This is a genomic window from Pantoea conspicua, assembly GCF_002095315.1.
Classification (GTDB): Bacteria; Pseudomonadota; Gammaproteobacteria; order Enterobacterales; family Enterobacteriaceae; genus Pantoea; species Pantoea conspicua.
In genome coordinates, this window is sequence record NZ_MLFN01000018.1 from 16,394 (window position 1) to 40,801 (window position 24,408).

A 24,408-nucleotide genomic window follows, 5' to 3' on the forward strand; every position below is an offset into this window, starting at 1 on the left:
TAATGATCGGGCAACTTAACTTTCCCGCCCTGTGGCCTTACTGGCCGGAGCTGCTCTCCGGCCTGTGGATCACCATCCAGTTGACGCTGCTGGCCACTGTCGGCGGTGTCAGCCTCGGCATTGTCGGCGCGGCATTGCGCAGCGGCAAACCGAACTGGATGAGCCGTCTGTGGGGCGTCTACGTCGAGCTGATCCGCAATACGCCGTTTGTGGTGCAACTGTTCTTTATCGTGTTTGGTCTGCCTAATCTGGGCCTGAAACTCACCGCCGGCGAAGCGGCGCTGCTGGCGATGCTGATCAACCTTGGCGCCTACAGCACCGAGATTATCCGCGCCGGTATTCAGGTGACGCCGAAAGGGCAGTGGGAAGCGGGCCGGGTACTGGGTTTAACCCGCAACCAGACATTTTTGCGGGTGGTGCTGCCACCGTCGTTGCAACGCATTTATCCGGCGCTGGTGAGTCAGTGCATCATCGTGATGCTCGGATCGTCGGTGGTGTCGCAGGTTTCCTACGAGGAGCTGACCTTCGCCGCTAACCTGATCCAGTCACGCACCTTTTTGAGTTTTGAGGTCTATCTGGTGACCACGTTGATATACCTGGCGTTGTCGATTGCGATGCGTCAGCTGCTGCTGGTAATTGGCCGTAAATGGTTTGGAGTGCAGGCATGATGACAACCTTCACTGAGTGGGACATCGTGCGCAACCTGCTGCTGGCGGCGCGCTGGACCCTGCTGCTCTCTCTGGTGGCGTTTGTCGGCGGCACGCTGGTAACCCTGCCGCTGCTGTTTATGCGGCTGCTGCAGCGTAAATGGCTGACGCGCTGGGTTCGCGGCTATACCGCGCTGTTCCAGGGTACGCCGCTGCTGATGCAGCTGTTTCTCGCCTTTTTTGGCGTTGGCCTGTTCGGGATTGACGTCGCGCCCTGGACGGCGGCCTCGCTGGCGCTGACCTTCTACACCAGCGCCTTTCTGGTCGATATCTGGTACGGCAGTATTCGTGCGTTGCCGAAAGGGCAGTGGGAAGCGTCACGCTGTCTTGGCCTGAGCTTCGGCCAGACCCTGGCGCGGGTAATTGCGCCGCAGGCGATCCGCATCGGCATCGCCCCGACGGTGGGCTTCGCCGTGCAGGTGATCAAAGGCACGGCGCTGGCGTCGATTATCGGTTTTATCGAGCTGACCAAAGCCGGCACCATTCTGAACAACGTCACCTACCAGCCATTCAAAGTCTTTGGGCTGGTGGCGCTGGGTTACTTCCTGATGTGTTATCCGCTGTCTCGCTACAGCCAGTATCTGGAGAAAAAATTCAATGCCGCTCATCACCATTAATCAGGTACAAAAATATTACGGCGACAACCATGTGTTGAAAGGCGTGGATCTGGATATCGACATGGGCGAGGTGATCTCGATCATCGGTCGCAGCGGATCAGGCAAAAGCACCTTGCTGCGCTGCATCAATGGGCTGGAAGGCTATCAGGAAGGCAGCATCAAACTGGGCGGAATGACGATTACCGACCGCGATTCGCAGGCCCGCGAGATCAGCCGTTCAGTCGGCATGGTATTTCAGAGTTTCAACCTGTTCCCGCACATGACCGCGCTGGAAAACGTGATGCTGGCACCGCGTCGGGTATTGAAAAAGAGTGAGGCGGAGTGCCGGGCACTGGCGGCGCAGATGCTGGAGAAGGTCGGGCTGGGTGAACGCCTCGATTACTATCCCGCCAGCCTCTCCGGCGGCCAGCAGCAGCGGGTGGCGATCGCCCGGGCGCTGGCGATGACGCCGAAAGTTTTACTCTGTGATGAGATCACCTCCGCGCTCGATCCTGAGCTGGTCGGCGAAGTGCTCAAAGTGCTGGAGCAGCTGGCAGCAGAAGGAATGACGCTGATCCTCGTCACCCATGAAATGAACTTCGCCCGCGACGTGGGCGATCGCGTGGTCTTTATGCATCAGGGGCGCGTCTGGGAGCAGGGCGACAGCAAAACGCTGTTTGCACAGCCGCAATCGCCAGAGCTGAAACAGTTTATCTCCTCGGTCCGCCTGTAAGTCTTTAACAAGGAATTTATCATGGATATCACTCGCTACCCGCAACTCAATCCACCGCAACGTCTGCTGATGGGGCCAGGACCGATCAACGCCGATCCGCGCGTGCTGCGTGCCATGTCGAGCCAGCTGCTCGGCCAGTACGATCCCGCCATGACCCACTATATGAATGAGGTGATGGCGCTCTATCGCGGCGTGTTTCGTACCGAAAACCGCTGGACTCTGCTGATTGATGGCACCTCGCGCGCCGGCATCGAAGCGATTCTGCTCTCCGCCATCCGGCCCGGTGACAAAGTGCTGGTGCCGGTGTTTGGCCGCTTTGGTCATCTGCTGTGTGAAATCGCCCGCCGCTGCCGCGCCGAGGTCCACACCATTGAGGTGCCGTGGGGCGAAGTCTTTACCCCGGATCAGATCGAAGATGCGATCAAAAAAGTGCGGCCACGACTGCTGCTGACGGTACAGGGCGACACCTCCACCACCATGCTGCAACCGCTGGCGCAGCTGGGCGCGATTTGCAAACAGTATGGCGTGCTGTTCTACACCGATGCCACCGCGTCGCTGGCCGGTAATGCGCTGGAAACCGATGCCTGGGGGCTGGATGCGGTCTCAGCCGGGATGCAGAAGTGCCTGGGCGGACCCTCTGGCACCTCGCCGATCACCCTGAGCGAACAGATGGAAGCGGTAATCCGCAAGCGTAAGTGTGTCGAGCAGGGGATCCGCACCGCCGCGCATCAGGATGGCGAAGAGGAGATGATCTACTCCAACTATTTTGATCTCGGCATGATCATGGATTACTGGGGCCCGGAGCGGCTGAATCATCATACAGAGGCGACCAGCGCGCTGTTTGGCGCCCGCGAATGTGCCCGTCTGATCCTGCAGGAAGGGCTGGATAACGGCATCGCCCGCCACAAACTGCACGGCGAGGCGCTGCTGAAAGGCATTCAGGGCATGGGGCTGGAGACCTTTGGCGACCTGCAACACAAGATGAATAACGTGCTGGGCGTGGTGATCCCGCCAGGCATCAATGGCGATCAGGTACGTCAGCTGTTGCTGAATGATTTCGGCATTGAGATTGGCACTTCGTTCGGTCCGCTGCACGGCAAGGTGTGGCGCATCGGCACTATGGGCTTTAACGCCCGCAAGGATTGCGTGATGCAGACGCTGGCGGCGCTGGAAACGGTGCTGACCTATCTGGGCTATCGCACGCCGCAGGGCGCTGCCGCGCAGGCGGCCTGGGACTACTATGGGAGCCAGGCATGATGATGAATGCCAGCGAAGCCCACGCCGCCGCACAGCGCGTCATGGCGCGCTGTGATGCGCTGGCAGCGATCAGCGAAACGGCAGAGGGACTGACGCGCGTCTACCTGTCGCCGGAGCACCTGCGCGCCAACGCCTGTGTCGGTGAGTGGATGGAGGCCGCCGGAATGCAGGTGTGGCAGGATGCGGTCGGCAACATCTGCGGACGCTATGAAGCGGCACAAGCGGGTGAGCCCGCTCTGCTGCTGGGCTCGCATCTCGACACGGTGCGTAACGCCGGGCGCTATGACGGGATGCTGGGGGTGCTGAGCGCTATCGAAACCGTGCAGTGGCTGCATCAGCACCAGCAGCGTTTGCCGCTGGCGATTGAAGTGATCGGTTTTTGCGATGAAGAGGGCACCCGCTTTGGCATTACGCTGCTCGGCAGTCGCGGCATTACCGGCAGCTGGCCGCAGAGCTGGGTAACCCATCCCGACGGCAACGGCATTACCGTGGCGCAGGCGATGGCGGATATCGGGCTCGACAGCCGCGAAATCGCGTCAGCCGCGCGTCGGGTTGAGGATATCGTCGGCTACCTTGAGTTGCACATTGAGCAGGGACCCTGCCTTGAGCAGGTTGATCTGCCACTGGGTGTGGTGACGGCGATCAACGGTGCGCGCCGGCTGAACTGCCGTTTCATCGGCGAAGCCGGTCATGCGGGCACGGTACCGATGGCCCACCGCAAAGATGCGCTGGCCGCCGCTGCCGAATGGATGGTGTTTGTTGAGCAGACCACCCGCGAGCAGGATCCCCAGCTGGTGGCGACAGTCGGCACCCTGACCTGCGCGCCGGGTGCGGTGAACGTCATCCCTGGCGAGGTATCGCTGTCGCTGGACGTGCGCGGGCCGCAGGACAATCCGCTGGAAGCGCTACTCTCCAGCCTGTTAACCCAGGCAGAGGCGATTGCGCTGCGTCGCGGTCTCCACTTTGAGGCGAACGAATATTACCGCATCGGGGCCACCGCCTGTGACTCCGCGCTGCAACAGGCGCTGAGTCACGCGGTGGAAACGGTACAGGGACGCAGCCTGTCGCTGCCGAGTGGCGCCGGCCATGATGCGATCGCGATTGCTGAACGCTGGCCGGTCGGGATGCTGTTTGTGCGTAATCACCGCGGCATCAGCCATCATCCGGCGGAGTCGGTGGCGGTGAACGACGTCGCCCCGGCGCTGCAGGCCTATCTGCAGGCGGTCTGCCTGATTGCTGAACGGAGCTGAGCATGGAATTAACCCCCTTTAATCAGTTACCGGCGGAGCAGGCGCTGGCGGCGATTGCCCACTGTGTGGCGATCCCACACTGGCAGCAGGCGCTGGTGGCGGCGCGGCCCTATCCTTCAGTGGCGGCGCTACTCGCCACCGGCGACAGGCTGGCGCGTCAGTGGCAGAGCGAAGATTTACAGGCGGCGCTGGCTGCCCATCCGCGTATCGGCGAGCGGGCCAGCGGCAGCGACAAACAGGCCACCCTGTCGCGCGGTGAACAGTCCGCTATGCAGCAGGCCGATCGGCCGCTGCAGCAGGCGATGCAGCAGGGCAATCAGGCTTATGAGGCGCGCTTTGGCCGGGTGTTTTTAATCCGCGCCAAAGGACGGAGTGCAGAGCAGATGCTGGCGGAATTGCAGCGTCGGTTACAGAATGATCAACAGGCTGAGCAGCAGGAAGCGCTGGATCAGCTGCGTGAAATTACCCTGTTACGCCTGGAGGAGAGTATTGAATGAGCACCGTCACCACCCATATTCTTGATACGGCGCTAGGCAAACCGGCCAGCGGCGTGGCGATTTCGCTGGAGCAGAACAGCCCGGAAGGGTGGTTCCCGGTTTCTCAGGGCGAGACCGACAGCGACGGTCGTCTGAAAACCCTGACCCCTGAACCGCTGGCGCCAGGCCACTATCGTTTAACGGCGGAGATTGGCGACTATTTTGCCGCCGCCGGACGGGATGCGCTCTACGTCAGCGCCCAGATCGATTTTGTCATTGCCGAAGCGGGCAGCCATTTTCATCTGCCGTTCCTGATCTCGCCGTGGTCGTGGTCAACCTATCGCGGCAGCTGATCGCTGCCGGCCAGACTTCAGCGACAAACTACAGCGTAAACGGATCCGCATCCTGCCAGGCCGGGAAGCGTTCACGGTATGCATTGAGCGCCTCCAGCGACAGCTCCGCATCCAGCCGGGCGCGCTGAAACGGCTCGGCGGCACTGAGGATCTCACCCTGTGGTGAAATAATCTGGCTGTCGCCGCGGTACTGATGCTGGTTGCCGTCACTGCCGACCCGGTTACAGCCCGCCACGTAAGTCTGATTTTCAATCGCGCGTGCCAACAGCAGCGCCTGCCAGTGCAACGCCCGCGGCGCTGGCCAGTTGGCGACGTACAGCGCCAGATCGTAGTCGTTGCGGTTACGCGAAAAGACCGGGAAACGCAGGTCGTAACAGATTTGCGGCAGAATGCGCCAGCCGCGCCATTCCACTATCTGACGCTGCTCGCCAGGCAGATAGTGATGATGCTCGTCCGCCATGCGAAACAGATGCCGCTTGTCATACTGATGCAGCGTGCCGTCCGGCTCGACCAGTAAAAAGCGATTTACCGCGCCGTTTTCGGTCTGGATCGCCGCACTGCCGCCGATCAGGGCGTCAGCCTGCCGGGCGTGCTGCTGCAGCCACTCCACCACTTGTGCCTGCGGCAGCGAGCTTTTTGCCGCCTCCATCGCAAAGCCGGTGGTAAACATTTCCGGCAGCAGAATTAAATCGCGTCCGGTGATGCCAGCCAGTTGCTGATCAAAATGGCGCAGATTGGCTTCGCCATCCATCCAGCTCAGTGTCTCCTGCAATACGGTAATGTTTAAAGCTGACATAGGCGCTTCGCGGCGGCATCTAACGTCGCCGGCTGTTTAGCGAAACAGAGGCGAATCAGTTTATGAGGGAAAGGGTCGGCGCAGAACACCGACAGCGGTATCGCTGCCACACCCACCTCTTTGGTCAGCCACTGGCAAAAGCTGACATCGTCCAGATCGGAGATCGCGCTGTAGTCCACCAGTAAAAAATAGGTGCCTTCGCACGGCAGCACGTTAAAGCGGCTGTGCTGCAATCCGGCAATCAGCCGGTCGCGGCGCGCCTGATAAAACGCCGGCAGCTCGCGATAATGTTCCGGCTGGTGGCGCAGCATATCGGCAATCGCCAGCTGCGCCGGGGTATTGACCGAAAAGGTCAGATACTGATGTACCTTGCGCACTTCAGCGCTGATCGCTGCAGGCGCAACGCAGTAACCCACTTTCCAGCCGGTCATATGGAAGGTTTTACCAAACGAAGAGACGGCAATGGCGCGCTGACGCAGTTCAGGATGGGCCAGCACGCTGGCGTGACCGGCCGGATCGAAGCAGATATGCTCATACACTTCGTCGCTCAGCACATAGACCGGTAGTGCAGCGATCGCCTGCCACAGCGCAGCATAGTCCTCGCGCCGCCAGACGGTGGCCGACGGGTTGTGCGGCGTATTCAGAATCACCAGCCGGGTTTTCTCACTCAGCAGCGCACTAAAAGCCGTCCAGTCAACGCGGAAAGCCGGTGGCTGCAGGGCGATGCGCTTCAGCACGCCACCCGACAGTTCAACCGCCGGCGCATAACTGTCATAGCTGGGGTCGAAACAGATCACCTCATCGCCCGGCCTGATCAGCGCAGTAATCGCCGCGTACAGCGCTTCCGTCGCCCCGGCCGTGACCGTAATCTCCTGCTCCACGTCCGGACGATAGTCATAAAGCTCAGCCGTTTTCTCCGCGATCGCCTCGCGTAACGGCAACGCACCGGCCATCGGCGCATACTGGTTTGCGCCCTGGCTAACGTGATACGCCAGCCGCTGCTGCAAATAGTCCGGTCCGTTAAAATCAGGGAAGCCCTGAGAAAGGTTGATGGCATTGTGCTGCTGTGCCAGCGCACTCATCTGGCTAAAAATAGTGGTCCCAAGCGCCGGAAGTTTGCTCTCAGGAATCAGGTTGTGCTGCGTCATGGTTATCTGGCCTTCAGCGCGAATGTCGAAGTGGAGTCACCCGGTGTTTGTGCCACTATAAACAGGATGGTAGTATTTGGCAATCGAGACGCTTAGACGGCTAAATGCGTCATGCTCCGCATCTCAGCGGTGTTGGCTGCGCTTGCTTACCCCGGTCACTGACTGATGTCAGCTCCCGGGGATGCGCGCACTTGCCGCCTTGCTGAGATGCGGATCATTTAGCATTTGCATGCGTCATGCTTCATATGGCAGCGGCGTTGGCTGCGTTTGCTTACCCCGGTCACTGACTGATGTCAGCTCCCGGGGATGCGCGCACTTGCCGCCTTGCTCCTGCCGTCATGCTCCGCGCGTCAGCGGCGTTGGCTGCGTTTACTTACCCCGGTCACTGACTGATGTCAGCTCCCGGGGATGCGCGCACTTGCCGCCTTGCTGACACACGGATCATTTGGCAGGGGGCGTGAGTCTTACTCATTAAGAATGTAGCAAACATAACCTGTTGTATTTTAGAGGCCGTTACCGTTATCTGAGTCACCAGACATCACATTCCACCGCAAGGAAACTCTATGTCGGATATTCACCCGTTAGATCAACTGGTCGCCGCCTGTCACTGGATTGGCGCGAAGGGCTGGGCACCCGCGACCGGCGGTAATATGTCAGTGCGTCAGGATGCGCAGATCTGTCTGCTGAGCGAATCAGGCAAAGATAAAGGCACGCTGACGCGTGATGACTTTATCCAGGTCGATATTGCCACCGGTCAGGCGTTGTCAGGGCGTAAGCCGTCGGCGGAAACCGGGCTGCATACCCTGATCTATCGGCTCTTCCCCGAGGCAGGCGCGGTGCTGCACACCCATACGGTCAATGCGACGGTATTGTCACGGGTCGAGCAGGGCGCAGCGCTATTGCTGCACGGCTATGAGATGCAGAAAACCCTCACCGGTCAGCATAATCATCTCGATACGGTGGCCATTCCGGTGTTCGACAACAGCCAGGACATTCCGGCGCTGGCATCGGAAATTGAAGATTACGCCGCCCGGTTTCCACTGCGCTATGGCTTCCTGCTGCGCGGTCACGGCTTAACCTGCTGGGGCCGGGATGTCAGCGAAGCGCGTCGCCAGCTGGAAGGGCTGGAATTTTTATTTGAATGTGAACGTCAACGTCGCCTGCTGGAGAACGCATGATCCGCGCCATTGTTACCGATATTGAAGGCACCACCAGCGATATCCGCTTTGTCCATAACATCCTGTTTCCGTACGCGCGTCAGCATCTGGCGACCTTCCTGCGCGACCAGCAGCAGCAGCCAGAGGTGCAGGCTGCGCTTCAGGCGGTGCGGGATGAGGTCGATCAGCCGCAGGCCGATCTCTCTACCCTGACGCAGATCCTCTTCAGCTTTATGGATCAGGATCGCAAATCTACCGGTCTGAAAGCGCTACAGGGGATGATCTGGCGCGACGGCTATCTCAACGGCAGTTTTACCGGTCATCTCTATCCCGATGTGCTGCCTGCACTGACCGCCTGGCAGGCGCAAGGCCTTAAACTCTATGTATATTCCTCTGGTTCGGTGGCGGCGCAGAAATTGTTATTTGGCTACAGCGACGAAGGTGATATTACTGGCTTATTCAGCGGCTATTTCGATACCCATGTCGGCGCGAAGCGTGACGTCGCGGCGTATCACGCGATCGCCGCACAGACTGGCCTGCCAGCCGAACAGCTGCTGTTTCTGTCAGATATCCATCAGGAACTGGATGCGGCTGCTCAGGCCGGCTGGCATACCCTGCAGTTGATACGTGGTGAGGCGGATGGCGAAAGCCGCCACCGTCAGGTCACTGATTTTTCTGAGATTAAACCGGAGTCGATTTAGAATGAGTGCACTGACTATTTTTACCGACAGCGAAGCCAGCCAGCCGATATGGCACAGCACCGATGCAGAAGCGATTCGTGAGCGACTGAATGCCAAAGGCGTTCGCTTTGAACGCTGGGAAGCCGATCGCGATTTGGGTGAAAATCCGGATCCCGAAACGGTGATCAACGCCTATCAGCACGCCATCGATCGGCTGGTGGCGGAGAAGGGCTATCAGAGCTGGGACGTGATCAGCATGCGGGCCGATAATCCGCAGAAAAACGTGCTGCGCGAAAAGTTTCTTTCCGAGCATACTCACGGCGAAGATGAAGTCCGTTTCTTTGTTGAGGGTGCCGGACTCTTCTGCCTGCATCTGGATGGCGAGATCCTGCAGATCCTGTGCGAAAAGAACGATCTGATCTCAGTGCCGGCCGGCACGCCACACTGGTTTGATATGGGATCGTCGCCGCATTTCACCGCGATCCGGATTTTTGATAATCAGGAAGGCTGGGTGGCGAACTTCACCGGCGATAAGATTGCGGATGCCTATCCGCGTCTGGCGTAATCGGTCAGATCCTATCGGTGACCCCGCTGAGCACAGCAGGGTCACCGGCTGACTTACTGTGGCTGGAAGATCCCCGCCTGAACCTGCTCAGGTGTCACCACGCCGGTGTCCAGCACCCAGCCGCTGATCAGAGCAGCTGGCGTCACATCAAACGCCGGGTTATAGACGTTCGCCGCTTCAGGCGCCCACTGTACGCTGCCAAAACTGCCCGCCACGCCGGTCACTTCGCTGGCGGCGCGCTGCTCGATCGGGATCGCTTCGCCATTCGGGCACCCGCGATCCAGCGTGGTGTGCGGTGCGGCAACGTAAAACGGGATCTGATGGTAGTGTGCCAGCACCGCCAGGCTGTAAGTGCCGATCTTATTGGCGACGTCGCCGTTGGCGGCAATCCGGTCTGCGCCGACCCACACCGCGTCCACCTGTTTAGTGGCCATCAGGCTGGCGGCCATGCTGTCGGTAATCAGGGTATAAGGAACCGCCAGTTCGCCCAGCTCCCACGCAGTTAACCGGCCACCCTGTAACAGCGGACGGGTTTCATCGACCCAGACGTTGTTAATCCGGCCCTGCTGATGGGCGCGAACAATCACCCCCAGCGCGGTGCCGACGCCCGCTGTGGCTAGCCCGCCGGTATTGCAGTGGGTCAGCAACTGGCTACCAGGTTTCACCAGCGCGCTGCCTGCGGTGGCAATTGCTTCGCACAGCTGTTTATCTTCTTCGACCAGCCGCCAGGCCTCTTCTGCCAGTGCGGTCGCGAACGCCGGCTGCGCCAGCGCCTGTTTCATCCGATCAAGATTGTTCATCAGATTGACGGCGGTAGGGCGGGCGGCACGCAGGATCGCCAGCGACTCTGCCAGTTGCCTCTGGGTCTGACCCTGTTCTGCCAGCAACGCCAGCAGCAACGAGGCGGAAAGGCCAATCAGCGGTGCACCGCGTACCCGCAACGCGTGAATATGCTCAACCAGCTGCGCGACGCTGTGCGCCGGCAGCCAGTTCTTTTGTTGCGGCAGCGCCTGCTGATCGAGTATCCAGAGCTGATTGTCACGAACCTGTAAGCTGGTGGTCTGAAGAGTCTGCATGGTGGGTTAAATCCCTGTTGCGTTAATGTCGGGTATTGTGCCAACATGCTCGGCGGATGTATAGACGTCTGAACGGCTTTTACACCGGGATTATTCCGCCTTTGAATGATGAGGAACAGGCAATGTCGCAATACCGTACCTTCACCGCTGCTGATGCGGTGGACTATGCCCGACAATTTGGCGGTCTGGACGATCCCTCCGCCCTGAGCCGTGCCGAAGAGATTGGTGACGGCAACCTCAACCTGGTGTTTAAAATTTATGATAACCGGGGCAACAGCCGGGTGGTGGTTAAGCAGGCGCTGCCCTACGTGCGCTGTGTCGGTGAATCCTGGCCTCTGACGCTGGATCGGGCCCGGCTTGAAGCGCAGACCCTGGTCGAGCATTACAAATATTGCCCGCAGCACACGGTACAGATTACCCATTACGACGCGGATCTGGCGGTGATGGTGATGGAAGATCTCTCCAGCCACCGTATCTGGCGTAGCGAGTTAGTGAAGGGCGTCTACTATCCTGACGCGCCACGGCAGCTGGGTGAGTATCTGGCACAGACCCTATTCCACACTTCCGATTTCGTGCTGCACCCGCATCAGAAAAAAGCGGAAGTGGCGCGCTTCATTAATCCGGAAATGTGCGAAATCACCGAAGATCTCTTCTTTAATGATCCCTACACCGATCATCCTCGCAACAGCTATCCCGAAGCGCTGGAGTCGCTGGTTGACAGCCTGCGGCACGACGATGCGCTGCGTATTGCGGTGGCTGGCCTCAAGCACCGTTTCTTTGCCCACGCCGAAGCCCTGCTGCATGGCGATATTCACAGCGGATCGATTTTCGTCGCAGACGGCAGTCTGAAGGCGATAGATGCGGAATTTGGCTATTTCGGACCAATAGGCTTTGACGTCGGCACCGCGCTCGGCAACCTGCTAATCAATTACTGTGGCTTGCCGGGCCTGCTGCCACCACGTGAAGCGGCTGATGGGCGCGAACAACGCCTCAGCGATGTGCATAGCGTCTGGACGACCTTCTCCAGCCGTTTCCGGGCGCTGGCCACGGAGAAAACCACTGACGTGGCGCTGGCCTATCCCGGCTATGTCGAGGCGTTTCTGCGCAAAGTGTGGGCGGATACTATCGGTTACTGCGGAACCGAACTGATTCGCCGCACGGTGGGCATGTCACACGTGGCGGATATGAAGCTGATTGCCGATCCGGCGATGCGCACTGACTGTCTCCGTAACGCGATTAACCTGGGACGCACGCTGATTCTGGCGGCCGATCACGTTGAAGATGCCGATGCGCTGATTGCCCGCATTCGCCAGGCAGGATAAAAAAAGACCGACGTGAAGTCGTAATGCTCGTCAGTTAAGCGGCAGGTGATAACGCAGTCTGGTGCCGCTCAGGGGCTGGCGGTCCTCGCGCCGCTGCGCGGTACCTTCACTTCATTCGCCTGCCTGACGGACCGCCGGGGATGGCACATCCTGTGCCGCCCCGCCTTTCGCCCGCGTCCTGCGGGCTCTCCTGGCTGACTGATTCTGTTCAGCGCTGCGGATTACCTGCCCCTGATCGGCCCCCGCCTGCTCTGAAACTTCAGTGCGTGCAGTTTTAAAGGGCACGAGAGCAGAGGCCTGAGCGCCTCTGCTGCTGAGAGGGCTATCCGCAGCGCTGAGGCGTGACGGTGGGCGAGAACTCCACGCCGGGAAGCGTGGAGAGTTCGGGGCCGGCCAGGGAGGGCCGATCCCCGAACGGTTCGTCGGCCCGACGTCAAAGCCGAAGGTACAGCGTGAGCGGCGCGAGGACGGCCCGGCAGCAGCAGAGGTGCGCTGGCCCGCACTCCGGCACGCCTGTCCAGACAAAAAAGCTGCCACGTTTGACCGTGACAGCCTTTGCAAATTTAACCTTAACTGACGAGCATTACGACGTGATGTCGGCCTTTAGATAAAACAAAGATTTTGTCGGCGATGAGGGGGTGCCAGCGCCGGAAACACGATCAGATTAAACGTTAAAGCCATCCCTGACTCGCGCTGAGCGTGCCGGGGATAGCATTTTTGCCTCTTTACGGAGGGCGTATGCTCCCTGAGCCTGCGCTGAATTAACGGGCCGACATTACATCGGCCCTGAGCCTTATGCCGCCTCGCTGGCGCGTGGCGAAGCGGGTTGAGGTTTTTTCTCCGGCACCGGCACTGCCAGCGCATCCGCTTCAAACTCATCCACATTGATAGAACGCAGGCGGCTGGTTTCGGCGCGGCGCAATATCTCTGCTTCTTTATCGTCAATCCAGCCCTGCTCCAGCGCCCGTTTTGCCAGCTCATCCAGACGGGTAAAGGAGAGATGCTGCTTGTTCTGTTTGCTCAGCCTGTCGTGAATCACCTCTGCAGCCATCACATCCTGCAACGCCTGTTCCAGCTGACCGGCCGGATTGTTTTCCACCGGCGCCAGATACTGTCCGCGTCCCAGACGCGTGCGAGTGGCAGACGGCAGTTGCAGGATTTTTGCCAGTTGATGATCCAGACGATCGGATGGCGCCGGGCAGTGGTGGCCACCGGCAAAAATCACCAGACGTAACGCACCCGCCACCATCCGATTAGGGAAATTGCGCAGCAGGTCATCGATCGCCACTTCCGCCTGATGCAGCGCATCCTGAACGCCCCAGTGCACCAGTGGCAGGTCAGCTTCATTGCGGCCTTCGTCGTCGTAGCGTTTCAGGGTGGCAGAGGCCAGATAGAGCTGACTCAGCACATCACCCAGTCGCGCCGAAATGCGTTCACGGCGTTTCAGGCTGCCGCCCAGCACCGCCATTGAAACATCCGACAGCAACGCGAGGTTAGCACTGATGCGGTTGAGCTGTTGATAATAACGGCGCGTCGCATCGCGGGTTGGGGTCGCGCTGGTGCGTCCGCCGGTTAAGCCGAGCCACAGGCTGCGCACCTGATTACTGCCGACGTGGCCGATATGGCTGAACAGCGCCCGATCAAAGGCGTTAACGTCGTTACTCGCCGCGGCCGCCATCTCCTGCAGCACATAAGGATGGCAACGAATAGCCCCCTGACCGAAGATGATCATGCTGCGGGTTAAGATGTTGGCCCCTTCAACGGTAATGGCGATCGGTGCACCCTGATAGGTGCGCGCCAGGAAGTTGCTGTTGCCGAGCATAATGCCTTTTCCCCCGGCAATATCCATCGCGTCGATGATCGCCCGCTGACCACGATGGGTGCAGTGATATTTCACAATCGCCGACAGCACCGCCGGTTTTTCGCCCTGCATAATGCCGGCGGTGATCAGCGTCGCCGCTGCATCCATCACGTAGGCGTTACCGGCGATACGTGCCAGCGGCTCTTCGATCCCTTCCATTTTACCGATCGACAGTCTGAACTGACGGCGGATATGGGCATAGGCACCGATCGCCAGCGCCGCACTTTTCAGGCTGCCGGTCGAGTTAGACGGCAGGGTAATGCCGCGGCCCACTGACAGACATTCAACCAGCATACGCCAGCCCTGACCGGCCATCTCCGGTCCGCCGATGATGTAATCGATCGGCACGAAAATATCCTTGCCGCGCGTCGGGCCGTTCTGGAACGGCACGTTGAGCGGGAAGTGGCGATGGCCGATCTCGACGCCGGGGGTGTTAGTCGGGATCAGCGCGCAGGTAATGCCCGGATTGGTGTTGTCACTGAGCAGATGATCGGGATCGGAGAGTTTAAATGCCAGACCCAGCACGGTGGCGATCGGTGCCAGTGTAATATAGCGTTTGTTCCAGGTCAGCCGCATACCCAGTACCTGCTGACCCTGCCATTCACCCATGCAGACCACGCCGGTATCGGGAATCGCACCGGCATCTGAGCCCGCTTCCGGGCTGGTCAGGGCGAAGCAGGGTATCTCTTCACCCCGCGCCAGCCGCGGTAAATAGTGGTTTTTCTGTTTTTCTGTACCGTAGTGCTGCAACAGTTCGCCCGGACCGAGTGAGTTCGGTACGCCGACGGTAATCGCCAGAATGCCCGATACGCCCGCCAGTTTCTGCAACACGCGCGCCTGAGCGTAGGCGGAAAACTCCAGCCCGCCATACTCTTTTTTGATAATCATCGCGAAGAAGCGATGCTGTTTCAGATAAGCCCACAGTTCCGGCGGCAGATCGGCCAATTCATGGGTAATCTGGAAATCATTCGCCAGCCGGCACGCTTCTTCAACCGGGCCATCCAGGAAGGCCTGCTCATCTGGCGTCAGATGTGGCTGCGGATAGTTATGCAGCTTCTGCCAGTCTGGCTTGCCCTGAAACAGATCGCCTTCCCACCAGGTGGTGCCGGCATCGATCGCCTCTTTCTCGGTGCGTGACATCGGCGGCATCACCTGCTGAAAACGCTGCAGCATCGGTTTTGAGAACAGGTTGCGGCGCAGCGAGGGCAGGTTAAACGGCAGCAGAATAATCGCCAGCGGCAGCAGCAGCCACGGCGTCCAGAGATGTGCGGCCGCCATCGCCGCGGTCCACAGCAGCAGAATCAGGCTGCTCAGCCGCATCGACAGGCGGTGATAGAACAGGGCGCCAATCAGCACCACCGTGGCAAGTATCGAAACAACCATCATAATGAACCACTCCATAAGAAGTAAGAGGTCTGACCTGTTATGAGTAGAGGTTTAGAATAGTTGGCTGTTTTTATCAATTCGTTTACATCGCAATTACAACCTGACTCACAAAATCAATTTTTCGACCCGTTTCGCTTCCTGCTGTGCAGAGATAATACCAGTGGCAGAGGGGTGAGGATGGCGTGATGCTTTGCGCTGCCCGGCCATTCCGTTAAACTTGCTGCGATTAACCTCTCCTAAAAAAGGACATCCCTATGTACCAGGACATCATCCGCTCTGAGCTTAATGAAGCCGCCGATACGCTAAATAAATTCCTTAGCGATGACGCTAATATCCATGCGATCCAGCGTGCTGCGGTGCTGCTGGCAGACAGCTTTAAGGCGGGCGGCAAGGTGCTCTCCTGTGGCAACGGTGGATCGCACTGCGACGCGATGCATTTCGCCGAAGAGCTGACCGGCCGCTACCGTGAAAATCGTCCTGGCTATCCGGCGATTGCCATTTCAGACGTCAGCCATCTCTCCTGCGTCAGTAACGACTTCGGCTACGATTATGTTTTCTCACGCTACATTGAAGCGGTAGGCCGTCCGGGCGACGTGCTGCTGGGGCTCTCCACCTCGGGTAACTCTGCCAACATTATCAAGGCGATTGAGGCGGCGCGGGCGCAGGGGATGAAAGTGATCACCCTGACCGGCAAAGATGGCGGTAAGATGGCGGACAGTGCCGATATTGAAATCCGGGTGCCGCACTTTGGCTATGCCGATCGTATTCAGGAGATCCACATTAAAGTGATCCATATCCTGATGCTGCTGATCGAAAAAGAGATGGTGAAGTAACACGTTAGCCTCTCGCCTGGCGGGAGGCGTCTGACTCTAAGGCGGTGGCTATGTGCGAATTGCTCGGGATGAGCGCCAATGTCCCCACGGATATCTGTTTCAGCTTTACCGGCCTGGTGCAGCGTGGCGGCGGAACCGGCCCACATAAAGATGGCTGGGGCATTACCTTTTACGAAGATAAAGGCTGTCGTACCTTTAAAGATCCACTGCCGAGCTTCAACTCACCCATCGCGCGGCTGGTGCAGGAGTATCCGATCAAATCGCATTCAGTGGTGGCGCACATCCGCCAGGCGAATCGTGGTCAGGTCTCGCTGGAGAATACCCATCCGTTTACCCGCGAACTGTGGGGCCGTAACTGGACCTATGCCCATAACGGACAGTTAAAAGGCTACCGTCAGCTTGAGACCGGCACCTTTCGCCCGGTCGGCGAGACCGACAGCGAAAAGGCGTTCTGCTGGATTCTGCATCAGCTGGCGACGCGTTATCCGCGCACGCCGGGCAACTGGCCCGCGGTGTTTCGCTTTATCGGCGAGCTGGCGGGCAGCCTGCGGCAGAAAGGAGTGTTTAACATGCTGCTGTCGGACGGGCGTTATCTGATGGCCTTCTGCTCCACCAACCTGTTCTGGATCACCCGGCGTGCGCCGTTTGGCCGCGCGCAGCTGCTCGATCAGGATGTCGAAGTTGATTTCCAGCAGCACACCACGCCACATGACGTGGTGACGGTGATTGCGACGCAGCCGCTGACGGCCAATGAAACCTGGCAGCGGATTGTGCCAGGTGAATGGGCGTTATTCTGCCTTGGAGAGCGCCAGGAATGAGCGAGAAGCAGCTTCGGGATTGGTCACGACCGGGCTGCTGTTCATCACATACTTACCGCTGGCGACATTCACCGTCGGTGGCTGGTGATACTTCGCAAAATAAGCGTAACCCGGCTGCAACTGCTGCCAGAAACTGGCGTAGGTGGAGTAACGGTGACGCTGCATATTGCTGTCTGTCATGCGGAATGGATAGATACTGATGCTGATATCCTGCTGGCCATTACGCAGCGCCGCATTCACATAAGTAAAGATCTCATCCATATAGGCGTTGGTCATGGCATAGCAGCCAATCGACTTGCAGTCGCCATGAATCATCAGGTAGTTACCGCTGTAGCCCTGATTGCGATCGTACTGATTCGGAAAGCCGATATTGATCGCGCGATAAAACCGGCTATCCGGTTTCAGCTGGTTCAGCCTGACGTTATAAAATCCTTCCGGGCTTTTGAAATCGCCTTCACGACGTTTCGGGCCGAGGCCGCCAGAAAAATTACAGATGCGGTAGGTATCCAGCAGGCGGTATTCGTTACCAATTTTGCCGTACAGTTCGAGGGTACGCTCTTCCTTGAAAATCTGGATATAGACCGGCGTGCCGAGTAACTGTTTCTTTAATTCTTTACTGACCGGTGCCGCTTGCTGGGCGGGTTCGGGGGTCATTGCCATGCTGAGGGCTGGCAGTAAAATCATCGCAAACAGGAGTGCGATTTTGCCCATGCTGTGTGTACCTTGAGGTGAAGAGAACAATGACGCGAATCGTGCGTCTCTGCTTGCATTATCGGAACTATCCGCTACCGCAGCGCAACATTAAACACTGTCTGTTTTTTTAGCAAGACAGCACGCCAGAAATTCGCAATTTCCTGAACAGAATACGGCCAGAAATTTGTAAACTTTAATGCCGGTCGCGACAAATATTGCAGTTACCTTCGCCAACTGTATACTTATCCAGTGCTGGAGGGGGTATGCGTAAAATCATTCATGTCGATATGGACTGCTTCTATGCGGCGGTGGAGATGCGCGATAATCCCCTGTTGCGTGACATCCCGATTGCCATCGGTGGCAGTCGCGAACGTCGCGGTGTCATCAGTACCGCTAACTATCCGGCGCGCAAATATGGCGTGCGCAGCGCCATGCCGACCGGGATGGCGCTGAAGTTATGCCCCCATCTGCGGCTGCTGCCCGGACGCTTTGATGCCTATAAAGAAGCCTCGGCGCAGATCCGTGAGATCTTCTCCCGCTACACACCGCTGATTGAACCGCTGTCGCTGGATGAAGCCTATCTGGATGTGACAGACAGTCCGCACTGTCACGGCTCCGCCACCCTGATCGCCCAGGAGATTCGCGCCACCATCCTGCGTGAAACCCGGCTTACCGCCTCGGCCGGTATCGCCCCGATTAAGTTTCTGGCGAAAATCGCCTCCGATCTGAATAAGCCGGACGGGCAGTTTGTAATCACGCCGGCGGAGATGTCCGGTTTTTTACTGACGCTGCCGCTGGCGAAGATCCCTGGCGTGGGCAAGGTGTCGGCAAAAAAGCTGGAAGAGATGGGGCTGGTCACCTGTGGTGATGTGCAGAAGGCGGATTTAGCCCAGTTGCTGAAGCGCTTTGGTAAGTTTGGCCGGGTGCTGTGGGAACGCAGCAACGGTATCGACGAGCGTGGCGTGGTGGTTGAGCGCGAACGCAAATCACTTGGGGTGGAGCGAACGCTGGCAGAAGACATTAACGACTGGGACGCCTGCCTGGAGATCATCGATTTTCTCTATGCCGAACTGGATCGCCGGCTGGGCCAGATTCGTCCCGATAAGCAGGTCGCGCGGCAGGGGGTGAAACTCAAGTTCAGCGATTTTCAGCAGACCACGCAGGAGCATATCTGGCCGGTGCTGAATAAAGAGGACATGATTGCGATTGCCAGAAAAACCTGGGATGAACGTCGGGCCGGACGGGGCGTCAGGCTGGTGGGCTTGCACGTCACGATGCTCGATCCGCAGCTGGAACGGCAGCTGCTGCTGGGGTTATAGCGCGGCGTCTGATGGCGGTCAGCCCGGCATGTGCGCCAGGCTGGCCTCCAGCCGTTACTTGTGGTTTTTCGCCGCCAGCGTGGCAAACCACGGCGCGACGAAATCTTCATTACCGCCCCAGCCGGGCACGATTTTATTCAGCGAGGCAACGTTCACCGCACCGGGCTGGCTGCTGAGCTGCTGCTGAGAGATCGACGCAGCCTTAAACTGATATGTGGCTGGCGTCGCTTCACCGGCAATCTTTTTCGCCACCAGACGCATGTTCACCGCGCCAATGGTTTTCGGGTCTACCGCCACGGTCTGGACCCACGGACTGTTCTTCTCACGCATCAGCTGCAGATCCTGGTTCGACACATCGATGCTGTAGAGCTTGATCTCGGTACGGCCATTCTCCTGCAGCGCTTTATAGGCACCCTGGCTGAAAGCATCCCACGCGCCCCAGATCGCATCGATTTTGCCTTTCGGGTATTTGGCCAGAATGGCGCCAATCTTGTTGGCGGTATCGCCCTGTACATCGGTGGAGACGGCGCCAATCGACTCCAGCTGATGAATGCCTGGATTCTCCTTCAGCAGTTTCTCGTACACCACCTGACGGCGTTCCATTGGCGGGAAACCAGCGACCCACAGTTTGACGATATTGGCTTTGCCGTTGAAATCCTTGATTAACTGGCCCAGCGACAGCTGCGCCAGGGAGGCATCATCCTGCGCGGTGACGGTCACACCCTCAATCGGGCTATCAACCGGGGTATCAAACACCGACACTTTAATGCCTGCGTCGGCGATGCGTTTCACCAGGCCGCTGGCGTAGGGCGCTTTGCCGTGCGACAGCACGATACCGTCATACTTCTGGCTGATCGCCTGGTTCACGAAATCCTGGAAACGGGCATCATCACCGTTGCTCAGAAAGGTGCTGACCTTAAAGCCCAGCTGTCGGCCCTGCTGAATCGCACCGGCGACAAACTGGGTGGTGTTATCGTCAGAACCGAGGTTACGGATCACCGCGATGCGGATCGGGCCGTCGTGGCTGGCGATGGCAGCCGGTACCGGGGTGACGGTATCCGCGAAAGCGGCGCTGGCGTTCAGCAGGCTCAGGGCCAGCAGCGAGAGCGTTATTTTTTGCATTATTATCAACTCCGGGTAATGCGCCTTAGCGGCGCTGGATATAGGTCATGGCCAGTGCAAGAGCCAGCACCAGTCCTTTAATAATGTCCATGGCGTAATAGGGGACAGAGAGCATCACCAGGCCGTTCTGTAACACCCCGAGGATCACCGCGCCGACCAGCGTGCCGAGCGCATTCGGTTTACCCGATCCCGCCAGCGAGAAACCAATCCACGCCGCTGCCACCGCGTCCATCAGATAGCCGCCGCCAGCGTTAACCTGCGAAGAACCGATACGCGAGGCGAGCAGAATGCCACCCAGCCCCGCCAGCAGCGAGGCGATCACATAGGCCAGCACGCGATAGCGGGTGGTGCGGATACCGGAGAGCCGCGCCGCTTCAGGATTGCCGCCCAGCGCATACATCCGGCGGCCATGTTTGGTCAGCGACAGCGCCAGCTGCGCCACCACCGTGACCACCAGCATAATAATGACAATGGTCGGCACCTGACCCAGCAGGCCAAACGCTGCCGGAATGGTGCCTTCCGCCATATCGCCGCTCGGCAGCACCATGTTTTCGGTGATGGAGCCGCCAAAGCTGTAGGTCATCGCCACGCCCTGAATCACAAACAGCGTTGCCAGCGTCGCCAGCATGTCGGGTATCCGCAGGATCACAATCAGGAAGGCGTTAAACAACCCGACCAGGGTGCAGAGCGCCAGGGTGATCAGGATCGCCTGGGTGGTGTCCATGCCGTACCAGACAAACAACGAAATCACCAGCGCGTTGGCCAGCGAAGCGGTCGAGCCGACCGACAAATCGAAGCCGCCGACGGTGAGTGAAATCGATACGCCAACCGCGATCACCGTGACAATCGCAATCGATCGCAAAATATTGATGATGTTGTTGGGTTCGAGAAAACTGTCTGAGGCCAGGCCAAAGGCAGCGATCAGGATCACCACCGTCAGCAACATGCCCCATTTATAGAGGAAATCGAACAGTTGATGACGCCACGACGTGGACGGCAGATTCAGGCTGGTTTCTTTGCTGCTCACGCAGGGGTTCCTCCGGTGGAATAAAGCAAAAGCGTCTCTTCGGTGACGTCGCGCGCGGCCAGTTCGGCCACGATGCGTCCATCCCACAGCACGCAAATCCGGTCGCATAAGCCGACCAGTTCAGAAAATTCACCTGACGCGTAGATAATGCCTTTGCCTTCACGCGCCAGGCTGTCGATCAGGGTGAAGAGTTCGGTTTTGGCTTTGATATCGACGCCTTTGGTCGGCTCATCGAAAATCAGGACATCGGCGTTGTTGCGCAGCCATTTCCCAATTGCCACTTTCTGCTGATTACCGCCGGAGAGGCGACGCAGTGGCTGGGCCGGACCGGTGGTGCGCACCTGAAGTCGCTGAATGACCTGTTCAGCCCAGCGCCACGCCTGGCGATGCCCGAACAGGCTCCAGCGTGAAAAACTGTCGTCCGCGCTGACGCTGAGGTTCATCGCTACTGACTCATCAATAAAAATGCCCTCTTTACGACGCTCTTCCGGCACCAGCGCCATGCGCCGACTGACCGAATCGTGCGGGGATTTCGGTCGCCATGGCTGGCCGTGCAGCTCGCCTTTAGTGATGCGGCTTTTACTGGCACCAAACAGCGCTTTACACAGTTCGGTTTTGCCGGCACCGGCCAGTCCGGCGATGCCGAGAATCTCCCCTTTGTGCAGCCGCAGCGAGATATCCTGCAGCAGATGTTCATCATGCAGCCCGTCAACCGCCAGCAGCAGCGGCTGCGATTGCGATTGCGGTTCACGCCGGGCGGGATAGATATCGGTGAGCTGATGCCCAAGCATTTTTTCCACGATCTGCTCGCCACTCAGCGCCGCCATCGGGCCGCTCTCAATCAGCCGGCCGTCGCGCAGCACCGTCAGGCGATCGCAAATCGCTTTCAGTTCGTGAATACGGTGCGAGATAAAAATCACGCCGATGCCGCTGGCCTGCAGGCGACGCACCACGGTGAACAAGCGTTCGCTCTCATGCTGATCCAGCGGGGCGGTCGGCTCATCCAGAATCAGAAAGCGGCAATGATGCGACAGCGCACGCGCCAGCAGAATCTGTTGCTTTTCAGCCAGGGTGCAGCGCTCGACCAGCCGGTTAACGTCCAGCGTCACCTCCAGCTGTGCCAGCAGAGCGCGCGCCTGGCGACGGATCTCGCCCCAGTGATAGCGGTGGCCCGGCTCCGCCAGCCGATCCAGCAGAATGTTTTCCGCCACGCTGAGCTGCGGCACCAGTGCCACGTCTACTTCCTGCTGAACCAGATGGATACCGAGCTGTTTAGCATCACGCGGCGTGCGGATGGAGACCGGCTCACCATCCAGCAGGATCTCGCCGCTGTAGTGGCTGTGCGCACCGGACAGTATCGCCATCAGGGTCGATTTTCCTGCGCCATTCGCGCCGGTCAGCGCGTGAACAGAGTGGCCTTCGCTGACAAAATCGACCGAGGTGAGCGCGGCGAACCCGCCAAAAGCGATAGAGATGTTACGCATCTCAAGGCGTTTTAACGCAGCCATGTCACCATTCTCCTGAAGAATCACTGGCCGCATTTTTTCCTGAAGCTTCAGGTGCGGCAACGACCGAAAGCGCATAAGCTAGCACGAAACGGTATTAGCCATCCAGACATCTGGACATAACGGCGGCTAAAACCAGCGAAGCGCAAAAGCGTGGCGGTTTCAGGTGGAGAAGGGCGTTTACGGTGGTGAATTATGCTGTTGGGGTACGGCAGGTATAAAAAAACCAGGCCGGGGCCTGGTTTACTTTTTTGTGACAGAATTACTTTTCTGGCACCACATTCAGCAAGGTGGTCAGCAATTTCCAGTAAAGGCCAACGCTTTCAATATGCACCTGCTCATCCGGTGAGTGTGGACCGGTGATGGTCGGACCGATCGACACCATATCCATCTGCGGATAAGGTTTTTTGAACAGACCGCACTCCAGACCGGCGTGAATCACCTGAATGTTTGGCGTTTTGTCGAACAGCGCGATATAGGTCTGACGGGTCAGCGCCATGATCGGCGAATCCGCGTCTGGCTGCCAGCCTGGGTAGCCGCCTTTCGCTTTGGTCTGCGCGCCTGCCAGCTGGCCCAGCGAGGTCAGCATCTGCACCACATAATCGCGTCCGGTGTCGATCAGCGAACGGATCAGGCAGTTGATTTCGGCTTTATCCGCGTCCATCGTCACTACGCCGATATTCAGCGAGGTTTCGACCACGCCTTTTGCCACATCCGAGTTGCGGATCACGCCGTTCGGCGTGCTGTTCAGCAGATTCAGGAAGCGATCGCGGCTGTCAGGGGTTAATGCCTCACCCTGATGGGCCAGCGGTTCGGTGACCAGCGCGATGTTCGGCTCTTTAATGCCGTGCTCGTTCTGGATGGCGGTCAGGAAATGCGCCGCAGCAGATTTCAGCGCATCGGCCTTGTGGCTCTCGACGGCAACGGTCGCAAAGGCCTCACGCGGAATGGCGTTACGCAGCGTACCGCCGCTGAAGGCCAGCAGACGCAGGTCCAGTTCAGCAGCGTGTGCCGCCAGGAAACGCGCCAGCAGTTTGTTGGCGTTGCCGAGGCCCATATGAATGTCGGCACCGGAGTGACCGCCACGCAGCCCTTTCAGCGTCAGCTTCAGGGTCTCGAACGCAGCAGGCACCGCTTCACGGGTCAGTGGCAGGGTGGTGACGAAGTCGATACCGCCCGCGCATCCCATGTAGATCTCACCTTCTTCTTCCGAATCGGTGTTGATCAGGATGTCAGCCTGCAGCCAGTTCGGTTGCAGACCAAAAGCCCCGTCCATGCCGGTTTCTTCGGTCATGGTCAGCAGCACTTCCAGCGGACCGTGGGTCAGGCTATTGTCAGCCAGCACGGCCAGCGCCGAGGCCATACCGATGCCGTTGTCAGCACCCAGTGTGGTGCCGCGCGCTTTCACCCACTCGCCATCAATCCACGGCTGAATCGGATCTTTGGTGAAGTCGTGTACGGTATCGTTATTCTTCTGCGGCACCATATCCAGGTGCGCCTGCAGCGCGACCGGCTTGCGGTTTTCCATCCCGGCGGTGGCGGGTTTACGAATCAGGATATTGCCGACCTGATCGCGCTCACACCAGAAGCCTTGCTCTTTGGCCCAGCCGACGATGTAACTCGCCAGCGCTTCTTCATGAAAAGAGGGGTGAGGAATGGAGCAAATCTTAGCGAAAATATCCCACAGTGGCTGTGGAGAGAGTTGAGACAATTCAGACACGACAAGTC

General features: G+C 58.8%; 23 protein-coding genes. 14 read left to right on the plus strand and 9 right to left on the minus strand.

What is annotated here, in order from left to right; translation table 11 throughout:
* Positions 1–2 precede the first annotated feature (2 nt).
* The 7 genes from HA41_RS08690 to uraH are packed head-to-tail and all read left to right on the plus strand — an operon-like array spanning position 3 to position 5,372.
* On the plus strand, positions 3–668 hold the full coding sequence (locus HA41_RS08690; RefSeq protein WP_094120440.1) for an amino acid ABC transporter permease: 666 nt from the start codon (positions 3–5) through the stop codon (positions 666–668).
* Positions 668–1,324 carry an amino acid ABC transporter permease gene (locus tag HA41_RS08695; protein ID WP_094120441.1) on the plus strand — a complete coding sequence of 219 codons (657 nt, stop codon included), beginning with the start codon at positions 668–670 and terminating at the stop codon, positions 1,322–1,324. Before HA41_RS08690 ends, HA41_RS08695 begins: the two co-directional genes overlap by 1 nt.
* Positions 1,305–2,036, plus strand: coding sequence for an amino acid ABC transporter ATP-binding protein (locus HA41_RS08700; RefSeq protein ID WP_094120442.1), 732 nt, complete (start codon positions 1,305–1,307; stop codon positions 2,034–2,036). The genes HA41_RS08695 and HA41_RS08700 overlap by 20 nt, the downstream gene beginning before the upstream one ends.
* A gap of 21 nt (positions 2,037–2,057) precedes the next feature.
* Positions 2,058–3,293, plus strand: a complete 1,236-nt coding sequence (locus HA41_RS08705; RefSeq protein ID WP_094120443.1) for a pyridoxal-phosphate-dependent aminotransferase family protein — start codon at positions 2,058–2,060, stop codon at positions 3,291–3,293.
* Positions 3,290–4,543 (plus strand): allantoate amidohydrolase, encoded by a 1,254-nt coding sequence (gene hpxK, locus HA41_RS08710; protein ID WP_094120444.1) that lies wholly within the window; start codon positions 3,290–3,292, stop codon positions 4,541–4,543. Before HA41_RS08705 ends, hpxK begins: the two co-directional genes overlap by 4 nt.
* Positions 4,544–4,545: 2 nt before the next feature.
* The gene (uraD, locus tag HA41_RS08715) at positions 4,546–5,040 is read left to right on the plus strand and encodes a 2-oxo-4-hydroxy-4-carboxy-5-ureidoimidazoline decarboxylase (protein ID WP_094120445.1); all 495 of its coding nucleotides are present in this window, start codon (positions 4,546–4,548) and stop codon (positions 5,038–5,040) included.
* Complete coding sequence (gene uraH / locus HA41_RS08720; RefSeq protein WP_094120446.1) at positions 5,037–5,372, plus strand: hydroxyisourate hydrolase; 336 nt, start codon at positions 5,037–5,039, stop codon at positions 5,370–5,372. Before uraD ends, uraH begins: the two co-directional genes overlap by 4 nt.
* A 28-nt stretch (positions 5,373–5,400) precedes the next feature.
* Here uraH and HA41_RS08725 read toward each other — a convergent pair whose 3' ends face one another.
* The gene (locus HA41_RS08725) at positions 5,401–6,168 is read right to left on the minus strand and encodes an amidohydrolase (protein ID WP_094120447.1); all 768 of its coding nucleotides are present in this window, start codon (positions 6,166–6,168) and stop codon (positions 5,401–5,403) included.
* On the minus strand, positions 6,156–7,301 hold the full coding sequence (locus tag HA41_RS08730; RefSeq protein WP_208612753.1) for a pyridoxal phosphate-dependent aminotransferase: 1,146 nt from the start codon (positions 7,299–7,301) through the stop codon (positions 6,156–6,158). The genes HA41_RS08725 and HA41_RS08730 overlap by 13 nt, the downstream gene beginning before the upstream one ends.
* A gap of 578 nt (positions 7,302–7,879) precedes the next feature.
* Between HA41_RS08730 and HA41_RS08735 the strand changes: the two genes are divergently transcribed.
* From HA41_RS08735 to HA41_RS08745, 3 genes are read left to right on the plus strand one after another with little or no spacing between them, the layout of a single operon-like run.
* Positions 7,880–8,494, plus strand: coding sequence for a methylthioribulose 1-phosphate dehydratase (locus HA41_RS08735; RefSeq protein ID WP_094120449.1), 615 nt, complete (start codon positions 7,880–7,882; stop codon positions 8,492–8,494).
* Positions 8,491–9,174, plus strand: coding sequence for an acireductone synthase (gene mtnC, locus HA41_RS08740; protein WP_094120450.1), 684 nt, complete (start codon positions 8,491–8,493; stop codon positions 9,172–9,174). Before HA41_RS08735 ends, mtnC begins: the two co-directional genes overlap by 4 nt.
* 1 nt (position 9,175) lies before the next feature.
* Positions 9,176–9,718, plus strand: a complete 543-nt coding sequence (locus HA41_RS08745) for a 1,2-dihydroxy-3-keto-5-methylthiopentene dioxygenase (protein ID WP_094120451.1) — start codon at positions 9,176–9,178, stop codon at positions 9,716–9,718.
* A 53-nt stretch (positions 9,719–9,771) separates the two neighbouring features.
* On the opposite strand, the gene mtnA is transcribed toward HA41_RS08745, so the two are convergent.
* Positions 9,772–10,794: an S-methyl-5-thioribose-1-phosphate isomerase gene (mtnA, locus tag HA41_RS08750; protein ID WP_094120452.1), complete on the minus strand. Its 1,023-nt coding sequence runs from the start codon at positions 10,792–10,794 to the stop codon at positions 9,772–9,774.
* 122 nt (positions 10,795–10,916) lie between these two features.
* On the opposite strand from mtnA, the gene mtnK reads away from it, so the two are divergent.
* A complete protein-coding gene (gene mtnK, locus HA41_RS08755) occupies positions 10,917–12,116 on the plus strand; it encodes an S-methyl-5-thioribose kinase (RefSeq protein WP_094120481.1) in 1,200 nt (399 codons plus the stop codon).
* Positions 12,117–12,909: 793 nt separating this feature from the next.
* Here the strand turns inward: mtnK and fadE are convergent.
* Positions 12,910–15,363: an acyl-CoA dehydrogenase FadE gene (gene fadE / locus HA41_RS08760; RefSeq protein WP_094120453.1), complete on the minus strand. Its 2,454-nt coding sequence runs from the start codon at positions 15,361–15,363 to the stop codon at positions 12,910–12,912.
* 254 nt (positions 15,364–15,617) lie between these two features.
* Here fadE and lpcA point away from each other — a divergent pair, with 254 nt between their 5' ends.
* Both lpcA and HA41_RS08770 read left to right on the plus strand, forming a co-directional pair.
* Positions 15,618–16,196, plus strand: coding sequence for a D-sedoheptulose 7-phosphate isomerase (gene lpcA / locus HA41_RS08765; RefSeq protein WP_094120454.1), 579 nt, complete (start codon positions 15,618–15,620; stop codon positions 16,194–16,196).
* A gap of 50 nt (positions 16,197–16,246) precedes the next feature.
* Positions 16,247–17,014 carry a class II glutamine amidotransferase gene (locus HA41_RS08770; RefSeq protein WP_031374981.1) on the plus strand — a complete coding sequence of 256 codons (768 nt, stop codon included), beginning with the start codon at positions 16,247–16,249 and terminating at the stop codon, positions 17,012–17,014.
* Here HA41_RS08770 and dpaA read toward each other — a convergent pair.
* Positions 16,985–17,725, minus strand: coding sequence for a peptidoglycan meso-diaminopimelic acid protein amidase (gene dpaA, locus HA41_RS08775; RefSeq protein ID WP_031374982.1), 741 nt, complete (start codon positions 17,723–17,725; stop codon positions 16,985–16,987). The genes HA41_RS08770 and dpaA overlap by 30 nt on opposite strands.
* A gap of 245 nt (positions 17,726–17,970) precedes the next feature.
* Between dpaA and dinB the strand changes: the two genes are divergently transcribed.
* Positions 17,971–19,026 (plus strand): DNA polymerase IV, encoded by a 1,056-nt coding sequence (gene dinB, locus HA41_RS08780; protein ID WP_094120455.1) that lies wholly within the window; start codon positions 17,971–17,973, stop codon positions 19,024–19,026.
* A gap of 54 nt (positions 19,027–19,080) precedes the next feature.
* On the opposite strand, the gene HA41_RS08785 is transcribed toward dinB, so the two are convergent.
* From HA41_RS08785 to pepD, 4 genes are all read right to left on the minus strand, one after another.
* Positions 19,081–20,148 (minus strand): sugar ABC transporter substrate-binding protein, encoded by a 1,068-nt coding sequence (locus HA41_RS08785; RefSeq protein ID WP_094120456.1) that lies wholly within the window; start codon positions 20,146–20,148, stop codon positions 19,081–19,083.
* 25 nt (positions 20,149–20,173) lie between these two features.
* Positions 20,174–21,175, minus strand: a complete 1,002-nt coding sequence (locus HA41_RS08790) for an ABC transporter permease (RefSeq protein WP_094120457.1) — start codon at positions 21,173–21,175, stop codon at positions 20,174–20,176.
* On the minus strand, positions 21,172–22,683 hold the full coding sequence (locus HA41_RS08795; protein ID WP_094120458.1) for a sugar ABC transporter ATP-binding protein: 1,512 nt from the start codon (positions 22,681–22,683) through the stop codon (positions 21,172–21,174). The genes HA41_RS08790 and HA41_RS08795 overlap by 4 nt, the downstream gene beginning before the upstream one ends.
* Before the next feature lie 259 nt (positions 22,684–22,942).
* The gene (gene pepD / locus HA41_RS08800; RefSeq protein WP_094120459.1) at positions 22,943–24,400 is read right to left on the minus strand and encodes a beta-Ala-His dipeptidase; all 1,458 of its coding nucleotides are present in this window, start codon (positions 24,398–24,400) and stop codon (positions 22,943–22,945) included.
* Between the last annotated feature and the right edge of the window lie 8 nt (positions 24,401–24,408).

Excerpts from the sequence above, each read along its gene's own strand:
- HA41_RS08795 (WP_094120458.1), bottom strand. The coding sequence starts at position 22,683 with ATGGCTGCGTTAAAACGCCTTGAGATGCGTAACATCTCTATCGCTTTT.
- HA41_RS08770 (WP_031374981.1), top strand. The coding sequence starts at position 16,247 with ATGTGCGAATTGCTCGGGATGAGCGCCAATGTCCCCACGGATATCTGT.
- mtnK (WP_094120481.1), top strand. The coding sequence starts at position 10,917 with ATGTCGCAATACCGTACCTTCACCGCTGCTGATGCGGTGGACTATGCC.
- mtnC (WP_094120450.1), top strand. The coding sequence starts at position 8,491 with ATGATCCGCGCCATTGTTACCGATATTGAAGGCACCACCAGCGATATC.
- HA41_RS08725 (WP_094120447.1), bottom strand. The coding sequence starts at position 6,168 with ATGTCAGCTTTAAACATTACCGTATTGCAGGAGACACTGAGCTGGATG.
- HA41_RS08735 (WP_094120449.1), top strand. The coding sequence starts at position 7,880 with ATGTCGGATATTCACCCGTTAGATCAACTGGTCGCCGCCTGTCACTGG.
- HA41_RS08785 (WP_094120456.1), bottom strand. The coding sequence starts at position 20,148 with ATGCAAAAAATAACGCTCTCGCTGCTGGCCCTGAGCCTGCTGAACGCC.
- hpxK (WP_094120444.1), top strand. The coding sequence starts at position 3,290 with ATGATGATGAATGCCAGCGAAGCCCACGCCGCCGCACAGCGCGTCATG.
- lpcA (WP_094120454.1), top strand. The coding sequence starts at position 15,618 with ATGTACCAGGACATCATCCGCTCTGAGCTTAATGAAGCCGCCGATACG.
- HA41_RS08705 (WP_094120443.1), top strand. The coding sequence starts at position 2,058 with ATGGATATCACTCGCTACCCGCAACTCAATCCACCGCAACGTCTGCTG.
- dpaA (WP_031374982.1), bottom strand. The coding sequence starts at position 17,725 with ATGGGCAAAATCGCACTCCTGTTTGCGATGATTTTACTGCCAGCCCTC.
- HA41_RS08745 (WP_094120451.1), top strand. The coding sequence starts at position 9,176 with ATGAGTGCACTGACTATTTTTACCGACAGCGAAGCCAGCCAGCCGATA.
- uraD (WP_094120445.1), top strand. The coding sequence starts at position 4,546 with ATGGAATTAACCCCCTTTAATCAGTTACCGGCGGAGCAGGCGCTGGCG.
- HA41_RS08700 (WP_094120442.1), top strand. The coding sequence starts at position 1,305 with ATGCCGCTCATCACCATTAATCAGGTACAAAAATATTACGGCGACAAC.
- fadE (WP_094120453.1), bottom strand. The coding sequence starts at position 15,363 with ATGATGGTTGTTTCGATACTTGCCACGGTGGTGCTGATTGGCGCCCTG.
- HA41_RS08695 (WP_094120441.1), top strand. The coding sequence starts at position 668 with ATGACAACCTTCACTGAGTGGGACATCGTGCGCAACCTGCTGCTGGCG.
- uraH (WP_094120446.1), top strand. The coding sequence starts at position 5,037 with ATGAGCACCGTCACCACCCATATTCTTGATACGGCGCTAGGCAAACCG.
- mtnA (WP_094120452.1), bottom strand. The coding sequence starts at position 10,794 with ATGCAGACTCTTCAGACCACCAGCTTACAGGTTCGTGACAATCAGCTC.
- dinB (WP_094120455.1), top strand. The coding sequence starts at position 17,971 with ATGCGTAAAATCATTCATGTCGATATGGACTGCTTCTATGCGGCGGTG.
- HA41_RS08690 (WP_094120440.1), top strand. The coding sequence starts at position 3 with ATGATCGGGCAACTTAACTTTCCCGCCCTGTGGCCTTACTGGCCGGAG.